Origin of the sequence: Microbispora sp. NBC_01389, assembly GCF_045040095.1 — a bacterium.
Taxonomy (GTDB): Bacteria; Actinomycetota; Actinomycetes; order Streptosporangiales; family Streptosporangiaceae; genus Microbispora.
In genome coordinates, this window is the sequence record NZ_CP109552.1 from 490987 (window position 1) to 513808 (window position 22822).

General features: G+C 70.3%; 16 protein-coding genes and 1 pseudogene. 4 read left to right on the top strand and 13 right to left on the bottom strand.

Features of this window, described 5'->3' with window-relative positions; all coding sequences use genetic code 11:
- Positions 1 to 52 precede the first annotated feature (52 nt).
- Together OG344_RS02355 and OG344_RS02360 are read left to right on the top strand one after the other, a co-directional pair.
- Positions 53 to 1456, top strand: coding sequence for an MFS transporter (locus tag OG344_RS02355; RefSeq protein ID WP_405086770.1), 1404 nt, complete (start codon positions 53 to 55; stop codon positions 1454 to 1456).
- A 282-nt stretch (positions 1457 to 1738) separates the two neighbouring features.
- Positions 1739 to 2674: a CAP domain-containing protein gene (locus OG344_RS02360; RefSeq protein WP_405086771.1), complete on the top strand. Its 936-nt coding sequence runs from the start codon at positions 1739 to 1741 to the stop codon at positions 2672 to 2674.
- Between the two features lie 72 nt (positions 2675 to 2746).
- On the opposite strand, the gene OG344_RS02365 is transcribed toward OG344_RS02360, so the two are convergent.
- Positions 2747 to 3553, bottom strand: coding sequence for a hypothetical protein (locus tag OG344_RS02365; protein ID WP_405086772.1), 807 nt, complete (start codon positions 3551 to 3553; stop codon positions 2747 to 2749).
- Positions 3554 to 3793: 240 nt separating this feature from the next.
- On the opposite strand from OG344_RS02365, the gene OG344_RS02370 reads away from it, so the two are divergent.
- A complete protein-coding gene (locus tag OG344_RS02370) occupies positions 3794 to 4327 on the top strand; it encodes a DUF1707 and FHA domain-containing protein (protein ID WP_327047604.1) in 534 nt (177 codons plus the stop codon).
- Positions 4328 to 4440: 113 nt separating this feature from the next.
- On the opposite strand, the gene ilvC is transcribed toward OG344_RS02370, so the two are convergent.
- The 5 genes from ilvC to OG344_RS02395 form a co-directional block, all read right to left on the bottom strand.
- The gene (gene ilvC / locus OG344_RS02375) at positions 4441 to 5433 is read right to left on the bottom strand and encodes a ketol-acid reductoisomerase (RefSeq protein ID WP_327049436.1); all 993 of its coding nucleotides are present in this window, start codon (positions 5431 to 5433) and stop codon (positions 4441 to 4443) included.
- A gap of 60 nt (positions 5434 to 5493) precedes the next feature.
- Positions 5494 to 6018, bottom strand: coding sequence for an acetolactate synthase small subunit (gene ilvN, locus OG344_RS02380; protein ID WP_111698790.1), 525 nt, complete (start codon positions 6016 to 6018; stop codon positions 5494 to 5496).
- A gap of 121 nt (positions 6019 to 6139) precedes the next feature.
- Positions 6140 to 7948 (bottom strand): acetolactate synthase large subunit, encoded by a 1809-nt coding sequence (locus OG344_RS02385; RefSeq protein ID WP_405086774.1) that lies wholly within the window; start codon positions 7946 to 7948, stop codon positions 6140 to 6142.
- 179 nt (positions 7949 to 8127) lie between these two features.
- Positions 8128 to 10917, bottom strand: coding sequence for a putative bifunctional diguanylate cyclase/phosphodiesterase (locus tag OG344_RS02390; protein ID WP_405086775.1), 2790 nt, complete (start codon positions 10915 to 10917; stop codon positions 8128 to 8130).
- 187 nt (positions 10918 to 11104) lie between these two features.
- Positions 11105 to 12025 (bottom strand): 2-hydroxyacid dehydrogenase, encoded by a 921-nt coding sequence (locus OG344_RS02395; protein WP_327047607.1) that lies wholly within the window; start codon positions 12023 to 12025, stop codon positions 11105 to 11107.
- Between the two features lie 64 nt (positions 12026 to 12089).
- Between OG344_RS02395 and OG344_RS02400 the strand changes: the two genes are divergently transcribed.
- A complete protein-coding gene (locus OG344_RS02400; RefSeq protein WP_405086776.1) occupies positions 12090 to 13316 on the top strand; it encodes a PQQ-dependent sugar dehydrogenase in 1227 nt (408 codons plus the stop codon).
- 456 nt (positions 13317 to 13772) lie between these two features.
- Here OG344_RS02400 and OG344_RS02405 read toward each other — a convergent pair.
- The 7 genes and pseudogenes from OG344_RS02405 to OG344_RS02435 all read right to left on the bottom strand — a co-directional run.
- Positions 13773 to 15113 (bottom strand): annotated as a pseudogene (locus OG344_RS02405) (VanW family protein); the annotation flags it as partial.
- Between the two features lie 593 nt (positions 15114 to 15706).
- Positions 15707 to 17215: an Asp-tRNA(Asn)/Glu-tRNA(Gln) amidotransferase subunit GatB gene (gatB, locus tag OG344_RS02410; RefSeq protein ID WP_405086777.1), complete on the bottom strand. Its 1509-nt coding sequence runs from the start codon at positions 17213 to 17215 to the stop codon at positions 15707 to 15709.
- Positions 17208 to 17843 carry a DUF4276 family protein gene (locus OG344_RS02415; protein WP_405086778.1) on the bottom strand — a complete coding sequence of 212 codons (636 nt, stop codon included), beginning with the start codon at positions 17841 to 17843 and terminating at the stop codon, positions 17208 to 17210. The genes gatB and OG344_RS02415 overlap by 8 nt, the downstream gene beginning before the upstream one ends.
- Complete coding sequence (locus OG344_RS02420; RefSeq protein WP_405086779.1) at positions 17843 to 19150, bottom strand: AAA family ATPase; 1308 nt, start codon at positions 19148 to 19150, stop codon at positions 17843 to 17845. Before OG344_RS02420 ends, OG344_RS02415 begins: the two co-directional genes overlap by 1 nt.
- Positions 19151 to 19659: 509 nt before the next feature.
- Entirely contained in the window at positions 19660 to 20976 is a 1317-nt protein-coding gene (locus tag OG344_RS02425; RefSeq protein WP_405086780.1) for an AAA family ATPase, read from the bottom strand.
- An 82-nt stretch (positions 20977 to 21058) separates the two neighbouring features.
- On the bottom strand, positions 21059 to 21649 hold the full coding sequence (locus OG344_RS02430) for a DUF4276 family protein (RefSeq protein ID WP_405086781.1): 591 nt from the start codon (positions 21647 to 21649) through the stop codon (positions 21059 to 21061).
- A complete protein-coding gene (locus OG344_RS02435) occupies positions 21646 to 22815 on the bottom strand; it encodes an AAA family ATPase (protein WP_405086782.1) in 1170 nt (389 codons plus the stop codon). Before OG344_RS02435 ends, OG344_RS02430 begins: the two co-directional genes overlap by 4 nt.
- Between the last annotated feature and the right edge of the window lie 7 nt (positions 22816 to 22822).

Below are 22822 nucleotides of genomic sequence, written 5' to 3' on the forward strand. Positions count from 1 at the left end.
CCGTTGCCGGGGAGATCTTCCGGCCGGGCCCGCGCTCGGCTTGAATGACGCCATGGCCCCCACCGCGGCGACGCCCTCCCCCTCCGCCGTGTCCCTCGGTGTGCGCCTCGGGTACGCCGTCGGCTCGTTCTGCACGGCCAACTTCTCCACGATCCCCGGGCTGCTGCTGCTCTTCTACATGACGAACGTGCTGGCGGTGCCGGCCGCGCTCGCGGGCGTCGTGCTCTTCCTCCCCAAGGCGTGGGACCTGGTCGCCAACACGCTGGTCGGCCGCTGGTCGGACCGTACAGTCTCGCGCTGGGGTCCCCGCCGTCCCTGGCTGCTCGCCGGTGCGGTCGTGCTGCCGGTGTCGTTCGCCCTGATGTTCGCCGGGCCGCCGCTGACCGGGGCGCCCGCCGCCGTGTACGTCGGTCTCACCTTCCTGGCCGCCGCGACCGGATACGCCCTGTACGAGGTGCCGTACAAGGCGATGCCGGCGGAGATGACCACGGACTACCACGAGCGGACCTCGCTGCTGCAGTGGCGCATGGTCCTCATCGCGATCTCGATCGCGATGAGCGGCATCCTCGCGCCCGCGATCGCCGGCGGGACGGCCGGGGGATACCGGACCATGGGCGTCGTCTTCGGCCTGGTCCTGCTCGCCTCGATGCTGGCCTCGTTCTTCGGCACCGCCCGCGCCCCCTTCACCGGGCAGCAGAAGTCCGAGGGGACGCTGCGGGAGCAACTGGCCGCGGCCCGCACGAGCCGGCCGTTCATGTGGCTGCTCGGGCTGAGCTCGGCGCAGACGCTCGCGGTGGGCGTGATGCTGGCCGGTTCGCCCTACTTCGCCGCCTACATCATCGGCGACAAGGGCGCCACCACCACGCTCTTCGCGGCGCTCGTCGGCCCGATGCTGATCACCATGCCGCTGTGGGTGTGGCTGGCCCGCCGGCTCGACAAGCGCGGCGCGATGATCCTCTCCGGCACGATGTTCGCGGGCGGCGGGCTGCTGCTCCTCGCGACGCCGGCCCTCGGCGCCCTGTACGCGCACCTGTGCGTGATGATCGTCGGCATCGGCTACGCCGGTCTGCAACTGCTGCAGTACTCCATGCTCGCCGACGTGATCGCCCACGACGGCGTGGTGAGCGGCGAGCGCAGGGGCGGCGTCTTCACGGGCCTGTGGACGGCCGTGGAGAACGCGGTGGCGGCGCTGGGCGCGACCATCTATGGCTGGGTGCTGAGCGCCGGAGGCTTCCTGTCGTCCGATCCCGACCACCCGGTGACCCAGCCCGAGAGCGCCCACGTCGCCGTGATGATCGGCGTGACGGCGGTGCCCGCACTGATCACCCTCGTGGGCGTGCTGATGACGTTCCGGTACGACCTGACCGCCGCCCGCCTGGCCGAGGCGATGGCGGACGCGCGCCCGGAACGGCCCGCTCCCCTTCCCCGGCAGGACAGCACCTCTCCGGAGCGCTGAGCCCCCCGCGCCGTTCCCCCGGCCGCCGCGTACCACCCACCGGCCGCTCCACCCGCCGCTTCGCGGCGCTCCTCGACGGTTGACCGGACCTTAAGGCGGCCCTCTCGCCGTAACCTGCCCGTGACCTGCGGATTGTCCGACATCGCGTGATGTGTGGGGGATAAGTGAGGCTTAAGGGAGGGTAGATATTCCAGGGGTTGGGGTGATTTTTTCGGACATGTCAGGTCGGAGCGCACCATAATGACGACTTCCCCAGCGTCTAACCCCCACTGGAGAATGATCGTGAACAGAGCGCTCGGAGCGGCCCTGTGCCTCGGGAGCGTCGTGGCCATCGGCATGTCCGCCGGCCCCGCTCAGGCCGAGACCCAGCACGCGGGTTGCCGGGTCGCCGCCGCGAAGCCGTACGTCGCCGTGGACGGGAAGATCCGCGCGGCGGGCTCGCGGGCCGGTTGCGAGAACGGCGCCCGGTTCCGGGTCCGGATCCTGAAGAGCAGGCCGGGCCCCGACCGCGTGGTCAAGAGCGGCTCGAAGGCGGTCCGCAACGCACGGGTCACGGTGACCACGACCTGCGTCGACGGCGTCTACTACAGCTTCGTCACCGACTACCGCGGCCACGTGTCGCGGTCGAAGCCGGTGCGGCTCGACTGCTCCTCCCCCACGCCCGTGCCGAGTCCCTCGGCGACCACCCCCACGCCCGGCCCGGTGACTCCCACCCCTGGGACTCCCACCCCCGGGACTCCCACCCCCGGGACCGCTGCCCCCAGCCCGTCCGCGCAGCCCACCGTCAGTCAGGCGCCCAGCGCCTCTCCGACGGGCGGCTCGACGGGCGGCTCGACGGTGGGCACCGCCGTCGAGAACGAGGTCGTCCGCCTCACCAACGTCGAGCGGGCCAAGGCGGGCTGCGGCCCGCTGAAGCACGACGCGCGGCTTCGCACCGCCGCGTACGGCCACTCGGCCGACATGTCCGCGCAGAAGTACTTCGACCACACGTCGAAGGACGGCCGCTCCTTCGCCGACCGCATCAAGGCCGCGGGCTACTCCTTCCGCGCCGCCGCCGAGAACATCGCCATGGGCTACCCCTCGGCCGAGGCGGTGGTGCAGGGCTGGATGAACAGCTCCGGACACCGGCAGAACATGCTCAACTGCACCTACACCGACATCGGCGTCGGATACGTCGCCTCCGGCAACTACTGGACGCAGGACTTCGGCCGGCAGTAACCCCCGTGCACCGTCCCGGCCCGCGGCGGTGCCGCGGGCCGGGATCAGTGGAGCCGGTCGGTGCGGATCAGGTCAGCCGCTGCACGACTGCCAGGTGGCCGGGTTGGCCGAGGTGTTGATGTTCTGGAACTTGTAGTTGGGTGTGACGTCGTCGAACGTCCACTTGCTGCCCGTCAGGGTGCTCCAGATGCCCGACGTGGATTTCACCGACTGCGCCTTCATCACCGTCGGCTGCGAGCAGCTGACGTCGGGAAGCGTGTAGGCGGGGCCGGAGTCGGAGAAGTCCTCCATGTCGTGGGCGTACATCTCCACGGTTCTCGGGGGACTCGTCACCCGCGCGGTCGCCGCCAGGAACCGCTTGCCCACGCCGTCCTTCAGGTCGACGTACAGACAGAACTTGGCGCCGTTCACGTTCGCCGTGTGGTTGGCGTCGCACCACTCGTAGGTGAAGGTGAGCTCCTGCCCGGCGGGCAGGTTCGTCATGACCCCTCCACAGGTTCCCCCTTCACCCCACCACATGCTGGCGTCGCAGAGGGGGTTGTTCTCGGTGGTGCCGTCCTTGTCGCCGAGGTAGTAGACGGACCAGGAACCCGGGCCGTGGTAGATGCCGGCCTCGAAGCCGTAGTACCACTGCCCGACGGCGCCCCAGGCGGTGCTGTGGTTGCTGAGCGAGGGGAGCTTCCAGGTGATGGACCAGCCACGGGTGTTGGTGATCGAGCCGGTGTAGTGCGTCGTGAGGCCGTAGTAGCCCGTCGTGTGCACCCCGCCTGTCGGCGGGGGGTGCGGAACGGCGTTCGCCGGGGTCGTGCCGGACACCGCGACGAAAGCCACGACGAGAGCGGCGGTCAACCACCGGACACGGAGGAGGGAGCGGAGCAACGTTCTCTCCTTAGTAGGGAATACCGACAAATAGAGTGTCAAAGACGATCTATCCGATCGGAATGCACGTTCGGCACATGACAAGGATCTTGCTCTTGGAGATAACCGATCTTGTCAGGTTTCCCGAATGCGGCTTGAATGTGATCACGCACAGCGAGGGAACGGGTGCGCGACGGCGCAGCGGGCGGGGAATACGGCGTCTTCTGGACACCCCGGACCGCTGCGGCGGATACTCCAGTCATGAGCTCTCCCCCGGTGCGCGCCTCCGACGGGGACCGCGAGCGTGCGCTGAGCGAACTCCGCGACCGGGCCGCCGAAGGACGCCTGTCCATGGAGACCTTCGTCGGCCGGGTTGACCTGGCGCTTCGGGCGCGCAGCCGCGGCGAGTTGGACGAACTGGTCGCCGATCTCCCGCAGCGCGGGCGCTGGCGCAGAAGGATCACCGACGCGGTCGCCTCGGTGTCGGAGCTGAGCAGCCGCCTCGAGACCGCCTGGCGGCGCCCGCGGCTGCCCCGCCTCGCCCTGCCCACGGACGGACGTGCCCGCTATCTGGTCGGCCGCGGATCCGTCTGCGACCTGGTTCTCGCGGACCTGACCGTCTCCCGGATGCACGCGGAGCTACGGCGGCAGGACGACTCCTGGCTGCTCGTCGATCTCGGCTCGATGAACGGCACCCGGTTGAACGGCTGGCGTCTGGTCGGCCCCGCCACCGTCAGGGCCGGCGACGAGGTGGCCTTCGGCGACTGCGAGTTCCTGGTCTCCATGCCGGCCTGACCGGTCGCGAGGGTCGTGAACGCGACGCGGCGCCGCTCCCCGCCCACAGGCGGGGAGCGGCGCCGCGGTCACACGGGCCTCGGGTCGCGCCGGACGCTCCCCGGTGCGAAGGATCAGGCCTGCTCGCCCTTGAGCCAGCTCATCATCGGGCGGAGCTTGGCGCCGGTCTCCTCGATGGGGTGGACGGCCAGCTCCTCGCGGTAGCGCTTGAAGTTGGTCTGTCCGCCGTCGAACTCCTCGACCAGCTCGCGGGCGAAGCGGCCGTCCTGGACCTCGTCCAGGATGCGGCGCATCTCCTTCTTGGTCTCCTCGTTCACCACGCGCGGGCCACGGCTGTAGCCGCCGTACTCCGCGGTGTCGGACACCGACCAGTACATCTTGGAGACGCCGCCCTCGTACATCAGGTCCACGATCAGCTTCATCTCGTGCAGGCACTCGAAGTAGGCGACCTCCGGCTGGTAGCCGGCCTCGATCAGCGTCTCGAACCCGGCCTTGATCAGCTCGGAGACGCCGCCGCACAGCACGGCCTGCTCGCCGAACAGGTCGGTCTCGGTCTCCTCGGTGAAGGTCGTCTTGAGCGCGCCGGCCCGGGTGCCGCCGATGCCCTTGGCGTACGACAGCACGAGCGGCCACGCGCTGCCGGTGGCATCACGCTCGACGGCGACCAGACAGGGCACGCCCCGGCCGGCGGCGTACTGACGGCGGACGAGGTGACCGGGACCCTTCGGCGCCACCATCGCGACGTCGACGCCCGACGGAGCCTCGATGAGGCCGTAGCGGATGTTGAGGCCGTGGCCGAAGAACAGCGCGTCGCCCTCGACGAGGTTCGGCGCGACGTGCTCGGCGTACAGGTGCCGCTGGATGTGGTCCGGCGCGAGGATCATCGTGAGGTCGGCCTCTTCGACGGCCTCGCCCGGCGACAGCACGCGCAGCCCGTCGGCCTCGGCCTTCTCCCGGCTCTTGGAACCCTCGGGCAGACCGACCCGGACGTCGACGCCCGAGTCGCGCAGGCTCAGCGCGTGCGCGTGGCCCTGGCTGCCGTAACCCAGCACCGCGACGTGGCGGCCCTGGATGATCGACAGGTCGGCGTCGTCGTCGTAGTAGATCTCAGTCACATGCTTGCCTTTCGAACAGTTTCCCTCGCGCCGTACGGTCCCACCGCGGCGCTATGCGCTGCGGTCGATCGCGCGGAGCGAGCGGTCGGTGATGGAACGGGCGCCGCGGCCGATGGCCACCATGCCCGACTGCACGAGCTCCTTGATGCCGTACGGCTCAAGGACCCGGACGAACGCGTCCAGCTTGTCGGTCGTCCCGGTGACCTCGATCGTGACCGCGTCCGGGGCCACGTCCACGCAGCGCGCCCGGAAGAGGTTCACGAGTTCGAGAACGTGGGACCGGCTCTCGGAGTCGGTCCTCACCTTGATCAACATCAGCTCGCGCTGCACCGACTGGCTGTTGTCGAGCTCGACGATCTTGATGACGTTGACCAGCTTGTTGAGCTGTTTGGTGACCTGCTCCAGCGGGAGTTCCTCGACGTTCACGACGATGGTCATCCGCGAGATGTCGTCGTGCTCGGTCGGCCCGACCGCCAGCGAGTCGATGTTGAAGCCGCGGCGGCTGAACAGCGCGGCGACCCGGGCCAGCACACCCGGCTTGTTCTCCGTCAGGACGGACAGCGTGTGACGACTCATGCCACCTCCTCGCCTTCGGCTCGGAGTGGCATGCGCCAGACGCTGTGTTCACTGATTCGCTCGCTGCGCTCGCTCATGCCATCTCCTCGTGCTGCGGGCCGGGCTCGGGACGGGATCGCGCTCATTCTCCGCCCTCCCACTTCGGCGCCATGTCGCGGGCGTACTTGATCTCGTCGTTGCTGGTGCCGGCGGCGACCATCGGCCAGACCATGGCGTCCTTGTGGACGACGAAGTCGATCACGACCGGCACGTCGTTGATCTCCATCGCCTTCGCGATCGTCGCGTCCACGTCCTCGGGACGCTCGCACCGCAGGCCGACACAACCGTACGCCTCGGCGAGCTTCACGAAGTCCGGAATCCGCTTGACCTGCTGCAGGTCGGTGTTGGAGTACCGCTCGTCGTAGAACAGCGTCTGCCACTGGCGGACCATGCCGAGGTTGCCGTTGTTGATGACGGCGACCTTGATCGGCACGCCCTCGATGGCGCAGGTGGCCAGTTCCTGGTTGGTCATCTGGAAGCAGCCGTCGCCGTCGATCACCCAGACGTCCTTGTCCGGGCACCCCATCTTGGCGCCCATCGCGGCCGGGACCGCGAAGCCCATCGTGCCGGCGCCGCCGGAGTTGATGAACGTGCCGGGGTTCTCGTACCTGACGAACTGCGCGGCCCACATCTGGTGCTGGCCCACGCCCGCCGTGTAGATCGCGTCCGGCCCGACGAGCGTGCTCAGCCGCTCGATGACGTACTGCGGGGCCAGCGAGCCGTCGGCGAACTCCTCGTAGCCCAGCGGGTAGGTCTCCTTGTAGCCGTTGAGGAGCCGCCACCAGTCGGCGTAGTCGCCCTTGCGCCCGTCGGCCTGCTCGGTGCGGACCGCGTTGATCAGGTCGCCGATCACCTCGCGGCAGTCGCCCACGATCGGCACGTCGGCGTGGCGGTTCTTGGAGATCTCCGCCGGGTCGATGTCGGCGTGGATGACCTTGGCGTGCGGGGCGAAGCTGACGAGCTGGCCGGTGACGCGGTCGTCGAACCGCGTGCCGAGCGCGACCAGCAGGTCCGAGCGCTGGAGGGCGCCGACCGCCGAGACGCTGCCGTGCATGCCGGGCATGCCCATGTGCTGGGGGTGGCTGTCGGGGAAGGTGCCGCGCGCCATGAGCGTGGTGACCACCGGGATGCCGGTCAGCTCGGCCAGCTCCAGCAGCTCGGCCGAGGCCCGTGCCTTGTGCACCCCGCCGCCGACGTAGAGCACCGGCCGCTTCGCCTCGGTGATCAGCCGGGCGGCCTCGCGGATCTGCTTGGAGTGGGGCCGGGTCACCGGGCGGTAGCCGGGCAGTTGCATGACCGGCGGCCAGGAGAACGCGGTCGTCGCCGTCAGGGCGTCCTTGGCGATGTCCACCAGGACCGGCCCGGGGCGGCCGGTCGCGGCGATGTGGAACGCCTCGGCGATCGTCCGCGGGATGTCCTCGGCGTCGGTGACCAGGAAGTTGTGCTTGGTGATCGGCATGGTGATGCCGGAGATGTCCGCTTCCTGGAAGGCGTCGGTCCCGATGAGCGGGGTCGCGACCTGCCCGGTGATCGCCACGATCGGCACCGAGTCCATGTAGGCGTCCGCGATGGCGGTGACGAGGTTGGTCGCCCCCGGCCCGCTGGTGGCCATGCACACCCCGACCCTGCCGGTCGCCTGCGCGTAGCCCTCGGCCGCGTGGCCGGCGCCCTGCTCGTGCCGTACGAGCACGTGCCTGACCTTGGTCGAATCGTAGAGGGGATCATAGGCGGGGAGGATGGCGCCGCCCGGGATCCCGAACACCGTGTCGACCCCGACGTGCTCCAGCGCCCGCACCAGGGCCTGTGCACCTGTCATCTTTTCGGTCATCGGCTCGTTCCTTGTGGCTGAGCTTGTTGGTGGCTGTGCTGGTGGCTGGTCTTCTACCGGCATAAAAAATGCCCCGTTCCGCTGGGCGGAGCTGGGGCGCGCGCAGGACTGAGGGCTTCGTCAGGCTGCGCGCCTGCGAAGTACTACGAGGATCCCACCGCGATGCATGGCTACAACGATGTCCGATGACCGCCCTCACGTCAAATCATCTGGGACGCCCATCTCACCAATCGAGATGGGCGTCAGGCGGTGTTCTGGAGGGTGGTGCCCGGCATGAGGTCGTCGACTCCGCGGGCGGTCATCGGGCGGGCGACCAGGTAGCCCTGCCCACGCGTGCAGCCCATTTTACGGAGCAGGTCGAGCTGCTCGGGACGTTCGATGCCCTCGGCGACGACGATCAGGCCGAGATCATTGCCAAGCTGCACGATCGTCCTCGTCAGCAGGGTCAGCGTGTCGTCGCGCCCCAGCCCGGAGACGAACGACGGATCGATCTTGATCATGTCGACCGGAAGCTGGCGCAGGAACGCGAGCGACGCGTAACCGGTGCCGAAGTCGTCGATGGCCAGCCGTACGCCGAGGGTCCTCAGCTCCGACAGCCTGCCGATCATCTCGCCGGCGTCCTCGACCAGCATCTCCTCGATGACCTCGAGGGTGAGCGCGCTGGCCGGCAGCCCGCTGTCGCTCAGCGCCTCCGACACGGTCTCCACGAAACGCGGGGCCATGATCTGCCGTGCGGACAGGTTCAGCGCCAGCCCGATGTCCCAGGACGACGCGCGCCAGGCCGCCACCTCCCGGCACGCCTCGCGCAGTATCCACTCGCCCAGCGGCACGATGATCCCGGTGTCCTCGGCCGGGCCGAGGAACTGCTCCGGCGGCACGAAGGTGCCGCCCCGCCACCAGCGGACCAGCGCCTCGACGGCGGTCACCCGCGACGTGGCGAGGTCGACGACCGGCTGGTACTCGATCGCGAACTGGTCCTCCAGCAGCGCCCGCTGCAGGTCCGAGGCGATCTCCAGGCGGCGCAGGACGTCGGCGTGCATGTGGGTGGCGAAGACCTCCACCCGGCGCCCGCCGAGTTCCTTGGCCCGCGACATCGCCACGTCGGCGTTGCGCAGCAGGTCACCGGACGGCAGGCCCTCCTCGGCGAAGGCGACGCCGACGCTGGCCGTCACCGCGATGTCCCGGTCGGCCACCCGGAAGGGCTCGTTGGAGACCGCGCGGACGAGCCGCTCGGCCAGGTCGATGGCGGTCTGCGCGTCGGCGCCGCCGGAGGCGCTCCCGGAAGCGCCACCGGACATGCCGCCCGACGCGCCCCCCTCCAGGAGGACCGCGAACTCGTCCCCGCCCCACCGGGCCAGCGTGTCGTCGGCCCGTACGGCCGACCGCATGCGGCGGGCGGCCTGACCGAGCAGGTGGTCGCCGCTGGCGTGCCCGACGGAGTCGTTGACGGCGGTGAAGCCGTCGAGGTCCAGGAAGATCACCGCGGTGCCGGCCGCGCCGCGGCGCGTGAGCACGTCGCGGGCCCGCTCCTCGAAGTAGGCCCGGTTGGGCAGCCCGGTGACCCCGTCGTGGAAGGTCAGATGGGTGACCTGGTTGCGCAGCGCGACCTGGTCGCTGAGGTCGCGGATCGTGACCAGGACGAGGTCGTCGTCGCGTACGTGCCGGGCGGCGACCGTCTCGGTCGGCCGCCAGGTCCCGTCGGCGGCCCGGAAGCGGCAGGAGACACGGGTGCCGCCCTCCTGCTCCGGCCCGTCGTCCTCGTCCGTCATGCGGCTGATCAGCGCCTGCACGGCCGGGAGATCCTCGGGGTGGACATAGTCGAAGACCGGCCGGAAGGCGAGGTCCTCCGGGCGGTAGCCGTACGTCGCCTCCAGGCCGGGGCCCGCCTCCTGGACGACCCCCTCGGGGTCGCAGACGAGCACCACGTCGCCGGTGTTCTCGGCGAGCCGCCGCAGTTGCTGCTCCCCCACGTCGACGAGGCGGCGCATGCCGGCGGTCTCGACCAGCAGCACGAACAGGCGGCCGAGCAGGACGAGCACGACCGTGGCGGCGACGATCGCGAGGGCGGCGGCGTCGCGGTTGCCCCTGATCGCGTGCAGGGTGGCGACCAGCGTCGCGACGGCGACCAGCACCAGCGGGGTGGCGGCGGTCAGCGCCGCGGTCAGGGGCCTCGCCGGCCGGTCCTGCTCCACCCACGGCGTGACGGCGAGGACGAGCAGCAGGGCGGGCACGAGGAGTCCGGCGACGAGGGGCGGATGGTCGCCGCCGAGCCGGGCGAGCGCGGTCGCGAGCTCCGCGACGGTTATCGCGGCGAGCACCCCGACGCCGGTGAGCCCGACCACCCGGTTGCCCGACCGGGAGGCGGCCACCGCGGGCGTCACCGCGCAGGTCGCGAGCAGGCAGATCACGGGGAGCGCGAGCGCGGCGAAGAACGCGCCGGTGTCCTCCGTACGGCGGAACGCCGGGCCGAGCACGGCGACCCAGGCCACGGCGAACACCGAGGCCGCGCCGAGATAGGCGTCGGCGGCCTGGCGGATCACCCCCCGCGTGTACGCCGGGGGTTTCACCGACAGGCCGCAGCCGATCGCGAGCAGCACCGATCCGGCGAGGATGAGCAGGTCGGCGAAGGTGAGCACGAAGGGCGTGCCGTCGGCCACCGGGCGGACGCCCACGCCGAGGAGCCAGGTGAGCGAGCCGGCGGTCATCCACCGCCAGGCGGCGGGCTGGCGCCGGTGACCGGGAGTCACACGGGAGGCGGCCATGATCAGCGACGCCGCCGCGAGGAGACCGGTGACGACTCCCGCGACCGCGGTCACCACCGGGGCCGAGCCCCCGGTGATCAGAGCCACGACGATCGCCACCGCGCCGAGCCCGGCGGCGGTGGTGAGGGGGACCCTGGGGTCGCGCCTGACGTTCACGTGCGTCGCCTCTGCACCTGTCGCCGCCTCGCCCGTGGCGGAGGCGCCTTCCGGGGTTTCGGCGGGGTCCGGAGTCGTGTCGGCGTCGCCGGTTCCGGTGGGGTGTGCCGTCACTTCCCCTCCCGTCCTCGACTCGGCTTTACTCTCCCTGTCACATGGCCAGTGTGCGCACAGCCGCTGATCGAGAGGAGGACAACCGACGAGTCGTCACCGATCTGATAACCAAGCCGTGCACGATGAGCCTCACCCTACGCACCCCAGGTCACGGCGCAGCCACGTTCCGGAATCCTTAACGGAGCGGTCAGTAATGCCCGGTGATCATGTTAGCGAGAGGCCGGCCCGTCAGATGACGGATGATCTGCTCGCGCACCAGTGCGCGCGTACGCCGGACGGAGGCGGGTGTGCTGCCGGCCACATGCGGCGTGATGAAGACCCCCGGCGCGGTCCACAGAGGGTGACCGGAGGGCAGCGGCTCGACCGGCGTCACGTCGAGGGCCGCCCGCAGCCTGCCCGCCCGCAGTTCCGCCAGCAGCGCGTCGCCGTCCACCACCGATCCGCGCGCCGCGTTCACCAGCAGCGCGCCGTCCTTCATCCGGGCGAGGAACTCCGCGTCCACCAGGCCGGTCGTGCTCGTGGTGGCGGGCACGAGCAGCACGACCACGTCGGCGTGCGGGAGCAGCGCGGGAAGCTCGTCCTGGCCGTGGACGTTCCCCCGGGCCGTCCGCGCCACCCGGACGATCTCCACCTCGAACCCGGCGAGGCGCCGTTCCAGCGCCTCGCCGATCGAGCCGTACCCGACGATCAGCACGGTGGAGTCGGCGAGGACCCCGGTGTGGTGGTAGGTCCATTCCCCGCGCGCCTGCGCGGCCACGAAGCCGGGGAAGTCCCGCCGCATCGCGATCATCGCGCCCACCGCCCACTCCGCCGTACCCGCGTCGTGGACTCCGCGCGCGTTGCACAGCACCGCCTTCGCCGGGAGGTGCGGCAGGTACGGCTCGACTCCCGCGGTCACGGTCTGCAGCAGCCGGAGGTTGCCCATGCGGCCCAGCAGGCCGGGGATGCCCGGCACCGGGACCAGCGGCGGCACCCAGATCTCCACCTCCTCGGGTGGTCCCGGCAGCGGGCCCGTCCCGTCGTAGACCTTCCGGTCGAGGACGGGCAGCCCGTCCGGCAGGGTGGACAGATCGTCGGCGATGTCCTGTGTGGCGACCCAGATGTTCACACCCAACAACCTAGGGAACCATCGCGACGGCCCGCGAGTAGGGATGGACGAGGAGGTCACGGTGATGACGGACAGGCACGGCGCGGGCACGGCCCCGTCACCGGCGCCGCCGGCGGCGAGACTGTCACCGGCACTGGCGGCGGCGAGACTGTCGGCGGCGCTGCTGGCGGTCGCCCTGCCGGTGGTCGCGGGGTGCGGGCAGGGTGGAGAGGCGGGCAGGACTCCCCCGCCGCTGCCCGCCGCGAGCGCCACCGGTGACTCGGGCGGCACGGGCGCGGGCACGGAGACCGCTCCGGACGGCGCCGCGACCGCCGTCGCCCCGGCCCGGCCGCGCACGCTGGTCCGCGGGCTCTCGGTCCCCTGGGCGATCGCGTTCCTGCCCGGCGGCGACGCGCTGGTGACCGAACGCGAGTCGGCGCGGCTGTTGCGGATCACGCCGGGGGGCCGGGTCCGGGAGGCGGGCGTGATCGAGGGGGTGTCGGCGGGCGGCGAGGGCGGCCTGCTGGGCGTGGCCGTCTCGCCCCGCTACGCGACCGACCGCCATGTCTTCGTCTACCTGACCTCCGGCGGCGACAACCGGATCGTCCGCTACCGCTACGACGGGCGGCTCTCCGAGCGCCGGGTGATCGTCACCGGCATCCCGAAGGGGGCCGTCCACAACGGGGGCCGCCTCGCCTTCGGGCCCGACGGCTACCTCTACGCCTCGACCGGGGAGACCGGCGAGCGCGGCATGGCCCAGGACCGGAACGTGCTGGGCGGCAAGATCCTGCGCATGACCGCCGACGGCCGGCCCGCTCCGGGCAACCCCTTCGGGACGCTGGTCTGGTCGTACGGCCACCGCAACGTGCAGGGGCTCGCCTGGGACGAGCGCGGCCACATGTACGCCACCGAGTTCGGCCAGAACACCTACGACGAGATCAACCTCGTCGAGAAGGGCCGCGACTACGGCTGGCCGGAGGTCGAGGGCGTGGGCGGCCGTCCCGAATACGCCGATCCCCTGCTGACCTGGTCGACCGACCAGGCGTCGCCGTCCGGTCTCGCGTACGCGCGGGGCGCGCTGTGGGCCGCGGCCCTGCGCGGCGAGCGGCTGTGGCGGGTCCCGGTGGACGGGTCAGGACGCGCCGGGCGGCCCACCGCGCTTTACGACGGCGAGTACGGCCGGCTGCGCGCGGTGGCCGCCGCGCCCGACGGCACCCTGTGGGTGAGCACCAGCAACCGCGACGGACGGGGTTCTCCCCGGAACGGCGACGATCGCATTCTGCTGGTTCCCGCCGCTGTGCCCCCGTCCTGATCCCTGCCCCTGACCCTGTCCTGATCCCTGACCCTGTCCTGACCCCTGCCCTTGTCCCTGACCTGATCCCTGCCCCTGACCTTGTCCTGACCCCTGCCCTTGTCCCTGACCTGATCCCTGCCCTTGTCCCTGGCCCTGGCCCTGGCCCTGGCCCTGGCCCTGGCCCTGGCCCTGGCCCTGGCCCTGGCCCTGGCCTTTTCCGCGGTCGCCGCCGCGCGCCTGGGCGGCCCGGCAGACGACCTTGGCCTGAGCCCGGTAGGAGGTCCGGAAGGTCTGCCGGGAGACGACCTCGCCGCCCTGCCGCAGCACACGGGTCACGGTGGCGGTGAACCCGGGGTGCCCCGGCGCCTCGACGCAGCCGGCCCCGTGCCCGGTCATCGGCGGCAGCGTGACCCGGGCGCCGGAGACCGGTCCCCGCAGGTCCACTTCGTACCGCCGGGTGCTCCACAACGCGATGGCCAGCGATGTTCCGGTGGCCGACGCCTGGACGAACACGCCGTACGGCGAGTCGTTCTTCCACCGCAGGTCCGGGTCGGGGAAGGACACCGCGGCCTCGGTGCCGACCGGCAACTGCGGGGCGTGGACCTCGGGCGGGGTGTGCTCGGCGACCCGCAGCCCGGCCCGGATCACGGCGTTCAGCAGGGTGGTCGCGACCTGGGACATCCCCGGCGCGTCCGTGCCTGCCTTTCCGTCGATCAGCGTGGGGACGATGCCGTCGAACCCCGCGTCCGCGTCGCGCCGCCCGAGCGCCTCGTTGAAGGAGAAGGCCTCCCCCGGGCGGACCAGGTGGCCGTCCAGGAGCGCGGCCGCGGCCCGGATGTTTCCGGCGCGCTCCGGGCAGCAGGCGAAGGAGGTCGCGAAACGGCCGACCTCCTCCTTGATCCCCATGCTGAGCACGTCGTCGTCGCCGCTCCGCGGCGGCCCGTCCACGACCCGCACGGCCACCGTACGATCGCCGGTGCCGAGAGCGGTCACCACGTCGGCCGCGAGGCGGTCGGTGTCCACCCGCTCCCCCGGCCTCGCGCCGACCAGCGCCGGCCGTCCGCCCCTGATCGTGAAGGAGGCGTCGCGGGACGCCCGCCCGGGGTCGAGCAGCCTCGGCGCGACGGGGGTGACCGCCGCGACGGCGTCGAAGCGGGGACGCAGGACCGCGCCGTCCGGCGTGAACGTCAGGTGCCGCGCCACCACGGCCGGCGGCAGGGAGACGGAGCGGGTCCCGCTGGTCAGCGTGAGCGGCGCGGCCACCGCCCGGCTCGCCCAGCGCAGGGCCCGGTACACCTCGGCGCGGGTGATGTGCGGCAGGTCCCGCAGCGTGGGCGCCACCACGACGATCTCGGGGTCGAGGTACCCCTTCACGATCTGGTCGGCCGTGATCTTCCGGTCGACGACGCGGCCCACCCGGGGATAGACCGGGACCGGGGTGACTCCGTCGAACGAGACGCCGCCCTCGCGGGCCGGGTTGTCCAGCCGGGCGGCGATGTCCCCGACGAGGTCGTCGAGGCGGCGCCGGTCGACCGACACCACGGGCTCCACCTCACGGCTGCCGGTGAGCGCGGCCCACACCGCCCACGGGCTCGGGAAGCCGGTCGCCGCCCGGCGGACCGTCTCCTCGACGTCGAGCGACATACCGGCGTCCCGAGGGTTCACGGTCAGCCGCCGCGTACCCTGCCGCACGATCACCGGTGTCCTGGTCTGGGCGTACAACCGTTCGTTCAGGGTGGCGGCGGCCTCGGTCCGGCCCTGGCCGCCGATGTCCACACCGAGCACGCTGGTGCCGGGCAGGACCTTCCCGGCCATGGTGAAGGCAGGCACGAGATAGAGCACCACGAGCAGCGCCACCAGGCCGATCAGCGTGCGGCCGAGGATGCCGCCCTTCTTCGGCGGGTCGAGCAGGTCGAGGTCCGGTGCCGCGACGACGACCGGCTCATCCCGTACGGCGCGGTCCGGCACCGGCCACGGCTCGATCGGCGGCGCCGACGGGGGAACTGCACCCCCGCCGGACGGCCGGGCCGCGGGCGCCGCCGGGGCGGGCGGTTCGGCGAAGAGGTCGGCCGACACCCCCTTGGGCAGCGCCGACACCCCCCGAGGCAGGGACGCGACCCGGCGCACCGGGTGTACGCGCGGCGGGGCGGACGCCGCCCCGGACGGATCCGCGGGATCCGTGGGCGGGTCGCCGGACGCTCCGGCGTTACGCACGCCTCGCTCTCCTCAGGCTCAAGGTCAACTCCGATCAGTTAACCCTAAAACACCCTCCGCTGGATATCTCCGGAAGCAACACCTCTGCCGCGCTTTCCGTGGACTGCGCATGCCTTTGCCGCCCAACCGGTCGTCGCCTCCGCGAAGCCGGCGCCGGCCGCCCGCTTTCGCGGCAGGCGGCGCGGGACGGTTCGCTACCCCTGGACGCCGAGCCGCTCCAGGATCAGCTCCCGGGCGCGGCCCGCGTCCGCCTTGCCCCGGCTTGCCTTCATCACGCCGCCGACCAGCGCCCCCACGGCCGCGATCTTCCCGCCGCGCACCTTCTCCGCGGCGTCGGCGTTGCCCGCGAGCACCTGGTCGATGATCGACATGAGCTCACCCTCGTCACTGACGACCTGGAGCCCGCGCTTGTCCACGACCTCGTCGGGGCCGCCCTCACCGGCCAGCACGCCCTCCAGCACCTGGCGGGCCAGCTTGTCGTTCAGCGCGCCGGAGGCGACCAGTTCCGTCACCCGGGCGACCTGGGCCGGGGTGATCGGCAGGTCGGCGAGGGCCGTGGCCGACTCGTTGGCCCGCCGGGCCAGCTCGCCCATCCACCACTTGCGGGCGTCGGCGGCCGGGGCGCCGGCGGCCACGGTCGCCTCGACCAGGTCGATCGCGTCGGCGTTGTGCATGGCGGCCATGTCCAGGTCGGACACGCCCCACTCGTCCTGCAGCCGCCTGCGCCGGGCCGAGGGCAGCTCGGGCAGCTCGGCCCTGAGCGACTCGACCCAGGCCGGGTCGGGGGCGATGGGCAGCAGGTCGGGCTCGGGGAAGTAGCGGTAGTCCTGCGCCTCCTCCTTCGACCGCCCGGAGGTCGTCTGCCCGGTGTCCTCGTGGAAGTGGCGGGTCTCCTGCACGATCCGCCCGCCCCCGGCGAGGACCGCCGCCTGGCGCTCGATCTCCCCGCGCACCGCGCGCTCGACGCTGCGCAGCGAGTTGACGTTCTTGGTCTCCGTACGGGTGCCCCACTCGGACGAGCCGCGCGGCATCAGCGAGACGTTGACGTCGCAGCGCAGCGAGCCCTGCTCCATCCGCACGTCCGACACGCCGAGCGAGCGCAGCAGCTCGCGCAGCTCGGTCACGTACGCACGGGCGACCTCGGGGGCGAGCCGGTCGGTGCCCTCGATCGGCTTGGTCACGATCTCGACGAGCGGAATGCCCGCGCGGTTGTAGTCGACGATCGAGTAGTCGGCGCCGTGGATTCGCCCGGTCGCACCGCCGACGTGGGTGGACTTGCCGGTGTCCTCCTCCAGGTGCACTCGCTCGATCTCCACGCGGACGGTCCGGCCGTCCACCTCGACGTCGAGGTAGCCGTTCACGCACAGCGGCTCGTCGTACTGGCTGATCTGGTAGTTCTTCGGCATGTCCGGATAGAAGTAGTTCTTCCGGGCGAACCGGCACCATGTCGCGATGGTGCAGTTCAGCGCGAGGCCGATCCTGATCGTCGACTCGATCGCCTGCTCGTTGGCCGTCGGCAGCGAGCCGGGCAGCGCCAGGCACACCGGGCAGACGTGCGTGTTCGGCGGTGCTCCGAAGGCCGTCGGACAGCCGCAGAACATCTTCGACGCGGTGCCCAGCTCGACGTGCGTCTCCAGCCCCAGCACCGGCTCGAAGCGCTCCAGCGCCTCGTCGTACGGCATGAGCGTCGCGATATCAGCCATGCTGGTAACCCAGTCCTTCCAATGCTTCGATCATGTCATCCCACCATTGCCGGAAGGCGGGCACCTTCCGCAGTTCGCCGATGCCGGCGGTATCCGCCACCGACACATAGAAGTTATGGAGCACGCCGCTTCCGTTCGGATTGAGACCGGCTTGACCGAGCAGCACGTCGATAACGGCCTTTGGATGGCGGCAGGACTCTACCTCCGGCCCAGTCACAACCGTCCGGCCTAGCCTGCGCACGTTGAGCACCCTCACAAGAGCCGCCTCGTCGGCGAGCACCCAGGCCTCGGTCTCCCTCATCGGAACGACAGCCACCAGAGGCTCGGTGAAGTCGCTCTCCGCCCAAGTCTGCCGCATCCGCTCCAGCACAGGCCCCGACTTAGCCCGTGGGGCACCGTCGTGATGGTAGAGGACCACATCAAAGGTGCCCTGCTCCTGCTCCAGCGCCGCTAACACGGGCTCGGGGCTCTGGTTGCCCGCCTTCGGCAGGCTGCGTACGTCCTGCACCTCGCGGCAGGCTGGAAAAGTCTCGATCACGAGCTCCTCCAGGGCCCGGCGCAGCAGGATCGGCAGGAACCAGTCGTCCGACGGCCCCTCCCTGACCAGAACGCAGCTCAGGCTCCGCATCAGACCGGCTCCTCGACTCCGGCGCGGAACCTGTCGAGCTCCGAGTCCGTGACGCGCGGCCACCTCTCGCCCTCCACGCGCACCGGACCGGCATCCTCCCGCAGCCGCCGCACCCGGCTCACCCGGCTGGGCACCCCGTCCTCGATGACGGTCGTCATGTCGAGGAACGCGATGTTCTCGTACGGCACCGCGTCCAATACGACCGGCGAATGACTGGTGAAGATCACCTGTTGCTGAGGCCACCACTCGCGCGACGGATCTCGTTTCGGAGGCCCATGGAGATCTACGACCAGATCTTTGGCCATGCCTAGCAGTAGCCGCAGCCGCTCCGGAAAGACTCCGTTTTCTGGCTCCTCCACCGCCGTGACTCCGCGGTCGTGAAGCGAGGCCAGAATCGCCAGCAGACGGAGGGTGCCGTCGGAGGCGAATTCCGCTCCAAGCCCATGCTCGTATGGTGAGGAGAATTCCAACCGGACGTCCCTGCGCCGCACATCCTCGACGATGTCGAAGTCGCTGATCTCCCTGACGAGGCCGACAAGATGCATCTTGATCTCGCCAATTCGTCCGAACGGCCTGTCCTCCGACACCTGTTTCTTGGCGAGCGTGCGGAGGTAGTTGGGAAGGTCTCGTCCGGTGGCGTCCATCCGTTGAGGGCCGCCCAACTCGCTGGGCAGTCGCAGCGCGCTGGCCTCCAGATGCAGGAAGCGCACGTTCGCGAGCTCTCCCCACACATCCTGCAGGACGGCTCGATCGTCCGCGCCACGTTCTGCGACCTCTAGGAAGGCCGCCTCCAGCAGGCCGGGGCGTGCCGGGTAGCCGGAATTGGATCCGGCGGGAAGCTCCAGGACGCGCCTGCCCTCCCACGACGTGCTCTCATCCCATTCCGTTGTCGCGCTCGGCAGCGGCGCCCGGCGCTCGATGGCGAAAGGCAACGCGATAAGGCGCTGTGCTCGGACGGCGATGCCCTCTATCTCGCCTTCGGGCTCCTCCCAGACGAGATCCAGCTCGTACCGCCAGCGACTGTGCCGGTTCGGCGGCAACTGCGTAAGGAGAAACTCCACCGCGAAGCGCATGCGATCCACGCGCGCGCCGTCTCCGCGCCTGCGAAACAGACCCCGGGCGTCGCCGCGCACCTCGGCCACCGCGGTGTCCACCCCACGCGTCGCGGCCGTCGCGACAAACGTCAGGGCGTCGAGGAGGTTCGATTTGCCGCTGGCGTTGGTGCCGATGAGTACGAGGAACGGCGGCAGGTCCAGCGCGAAGTTCTCGAAGGACTTGAAGCCGTCGATCTCGATGCGGGTGATCATGCTGCTGTTCCTCCTTCCAGGAAGCGTATCCAGCGCTGCACAGGGCAGCGCACCGGCGGAGTTCCGTCACCTGAGGGCCGGCTATCCATGACGGAACCCGAAGTCGTCCAATGCCTTTCGCGTGGTCTCCCACCACTCCCGGAAAGACGGCAGCTCTTTGAGAGAGGTGACAGGAATCTCCTCGGCGAGACGCACGAAACACTCTTGGACGGCTTCACGGCGTCTCCTGCCACGGGCACTGCCCAACAGCTTCGCCAGCAGTTCCTTGGGATCGGGGATCGGTGGAAGAACACGAGATCGAAGGTTCCCTCTTCCTCATGAACAGCAGCCAGTACGCTCTCGGGCCGCTGGACCTCCGCGTCGAGGACACGTATCGGAAGCACGGTGATCGCGCTCGGAACGTGCTCCGCGCACAACTCCTCAAGCGCGCGTTTCAGCAGCTCCGGGAAGAAGGCCCGGTCGGAGTTTCCTTCACAGGCGAGAACACAGGCCAGGTAACGCACTCCGCCCTACCCTCGCCGTCCTGTGAAGGCCGCCAGCTCCGCCTCGCTCACAGGGGGGACGGCGAAAGGCTCCCGAGCAGGACGCTCGCCGTCGCGCAGCACGCGGCGTGGGACGGTGACCCGACTCGGTGGAAGGCCGGCGCCCACCCGCGTCGCGGCCTCGAAGACGACAAGATGCTCACGCGAAACCGCTTTGGCGGCCGCAGGCGAGTGGGTAGTGATGATCAACTGACGGAGAGGAGCATCAGCCGGATCGACATCGGGACGACAGGCGTCGTCTCCCATGATCCTCAGAAACGTTGGCATCCGTTCGGGATATATGCCGTCTTCGGGTTCTTCCACAACCAGCGTGCCACGAGGCTCCGGATCGTGTAGCGCGGCCAGGATCGCCAACGCGCGAAGAGTCCCATCCGATGCCTGCGTGGCTTCGAACCCCTCGTCGTGCCGAGCCGCGAAACGCACCCGCACATCCTGCCGGACACGGTCCTCGGCCAGTTCGAAGCCCATGACCTCCCTGATCACGAGGAGGAGCTCGTTCCTGACGTCCGAGAGCTCGCCATCGGGCCGGTCGTCCGAAGCCGTACCCTCCCGAATCCTCGTGAGCAGAAGCGGAAGCCCCTCCCCCGAGGAGTCCAGCTTCCTGAGAACCCGCAGCGGACTGGGCTTGCGCAGAGCGTCAGTCACGAGTCTGAGGACCAGGAGGTGCTCAAGCTCGACACCCGCGGCGACCGCGGCCGTGAACGCCTCCTCAAGATCGGGATCGCGCCGCGCCCCGGTCCATCGGTCTCGCACCACCACGGCATCCGCACCTACCGGCCGGCCCAACGCCACCGCCGGGGGGAAGAGTCCTTCGGCGACGTCACCGGTGAAATATCTCACCCGTTCCCGGCGCCACTCCTCCGAGGCGCCGTCGAGAGCCCTCCAGTCGTCGTCTCCGGGTTCGATGGGAGCGAAGCGCTCGCTCAGCAGGGTGAGAAACCCGGCACCGCTGCCTCTTCTGTCCCAGCCGATGCTGCATTCGTACCGCCAGCGGGTGGCGATGGACTGTGCTTTGACGTCGAGCAGGAACTCCAGCGCGAATCTCATCTCGTCCGCCGCGCTTCCATCCGCGTATCGGTGAAAGAGCGACTCGGCGTTCCCACGCGCCGCGTCCACGGCCTTGTGCAGCGGATCACCTGTGGCGACAGAGGCCAGGAACGCCAGGGCGTCGACAAGGTTGGACTTGCCGCTGGCGTTCCTGCCGATGACCGCGAGGAACGGCGGGATGTCGAGCTGGAAGTCCAGGAAGGACTTGAAGCCGTCGATCTCGATGCGGGTGATCACGCCGCTGGTCCTCCCTTCGACAGGCGTCCGGATCGCGGGGAACTCGGCTCCTGACGGCGAGCCGACCGGCGTCTCGTCCTGCTCACAGGTATCCGAGCCCCTTCAGCGCGTTCCGCGCCTCGGTGACCCACTGCGCGTACGCGGGCACCTGCGCGAGGACGTCGAGGTCAATGTTACGAGCGATGTACTCGAAGTAGTCGCGTACGGGCTTCCCACGACGGGGAGCCACCTCGACGAGCACCTTCTTGGGATCGGCGATCTTCTCGACGTCGCGTGGGCGGGCGGGCAACCGGCCGTGGTCGCTCCCGCTCAACCGGCGCCAGAGGCCGGCATCCGCCAGGAGCCACGCCTCCGTCTCCTGAACGGGCACCAGCGCTATCACCGGTGTGGGCAGTCCCGAGTCGCGCACGGCCCGCTCCGCCTTGTCCCGCTCCTTGTGGTCGTTGTGCACGAAGAGCAGGTGGCAGTCGCCCGCCAGTTCGCGGAGTGCTCCGGACGTACGGTCGTGGTCGTAGATCGATCGGCGGGAGCCGATCTCGGTGCTCTCCACGTCGACCGCGCAGCGAGGGGTCTGAACAGTGAGCTCACGGAGCTGCCGCGAGATCACGACGCCGAGGAAGACCTCGTCGGTCTCCCCCTCGGCGATGAGTCCGGGCACGAGCGGCCTGCTCATGGCACCTCGCCCACCGCGCTCAGATACTTGCGCACCTGACGCGGAGAGACGAACGTGCCCGGCTCTCCCTCCGACCGCACCGGCTTGGCGACCGTGACCCTGGAGATCCTGTCGTGGTCGGGATCGACGCGTACGGCGGTGTCGAGGAAGACCAGCGCGTCCGGCCTGAGGCGGTACAGCTCCGAGACGACCACGGGTGAGTGCGTGGTGAGGATCACCTGCCGCAGCGGCCGGTGGACGCACTCCGGATCGGTGAGGTCCGTGACCCTCTCCTGGATCCTGCGGAGCAGTTCCGCGAGGCGGCTGGGGTGCAGACCGTTCTCGATCTCCTCGATGAGCAGCACTCCGGCGTGGTCCGGGTCGTGGAGCGCCGCCAGCAGCGCGATGACCCGGAGCGTGCCGTCGGACAGCAGCGTGCTCGGCACACTGCCCTGGCCGTCCATGAGCACCTCGAACGTCCACTCCTGGTAGCGGTCGTCCAGCACAGGCTGTATGCCGGCGATGTCCGGGATGAGCGCCGCGAGGTCCACCAGGAGTTCCTCGATGGCACCGCGCGTCGCGAGCCTGCCGATGACGGTGGCGAGGTTTCCTCCGTCCGGCTCCAGCGGTCCGTGGGACGCCGCCGAGGACCGGGAACGCAGCTTGTCCGGATCGGGCTGGTGCAGGCGCCAGTTGCGCAGTTCATTTTTCAGCAAAAGCTGGTGGAAGATGGCGGAAGCCTGGGATTCCCCCGTCTTCCGGGCCAACTCCTCCAACGCTTTTTCCCGCTGGTCGATCATCCAGCCGGTCAACCCGGCGACGGCGACCTCCGGGGCGGAGTGCAGCTTGACCGCGTACGGCACTCCGTCGTCGTCCATCTCAGCCCCGGCCCCGAAGGCCTGCGGGAGGAGAACGTCCTCGAACTGCGTGACGACGTGGGTGTGGATCTCGAAACGGGTGGCGGCCGGGCCCTTGCCGACCCGATGGAACAGCTCCTGGGGCCGGCCCCGGCGGAAGGCCAGCAACGGGTTCTCGTCACTCCGGCCGGCCCGGCGCACGTACTCCAGCGCGTCGAGGAGGTTGGACTTGCCGCTGGAGTTGGGGCCGACGAGGGCGAGGAACGGCGGGATGTCGAGCCGGAAGTCCAGGAAGGACTTGAAGCCGTCGATCTCGATGCGGGTGATCATGCCGCCG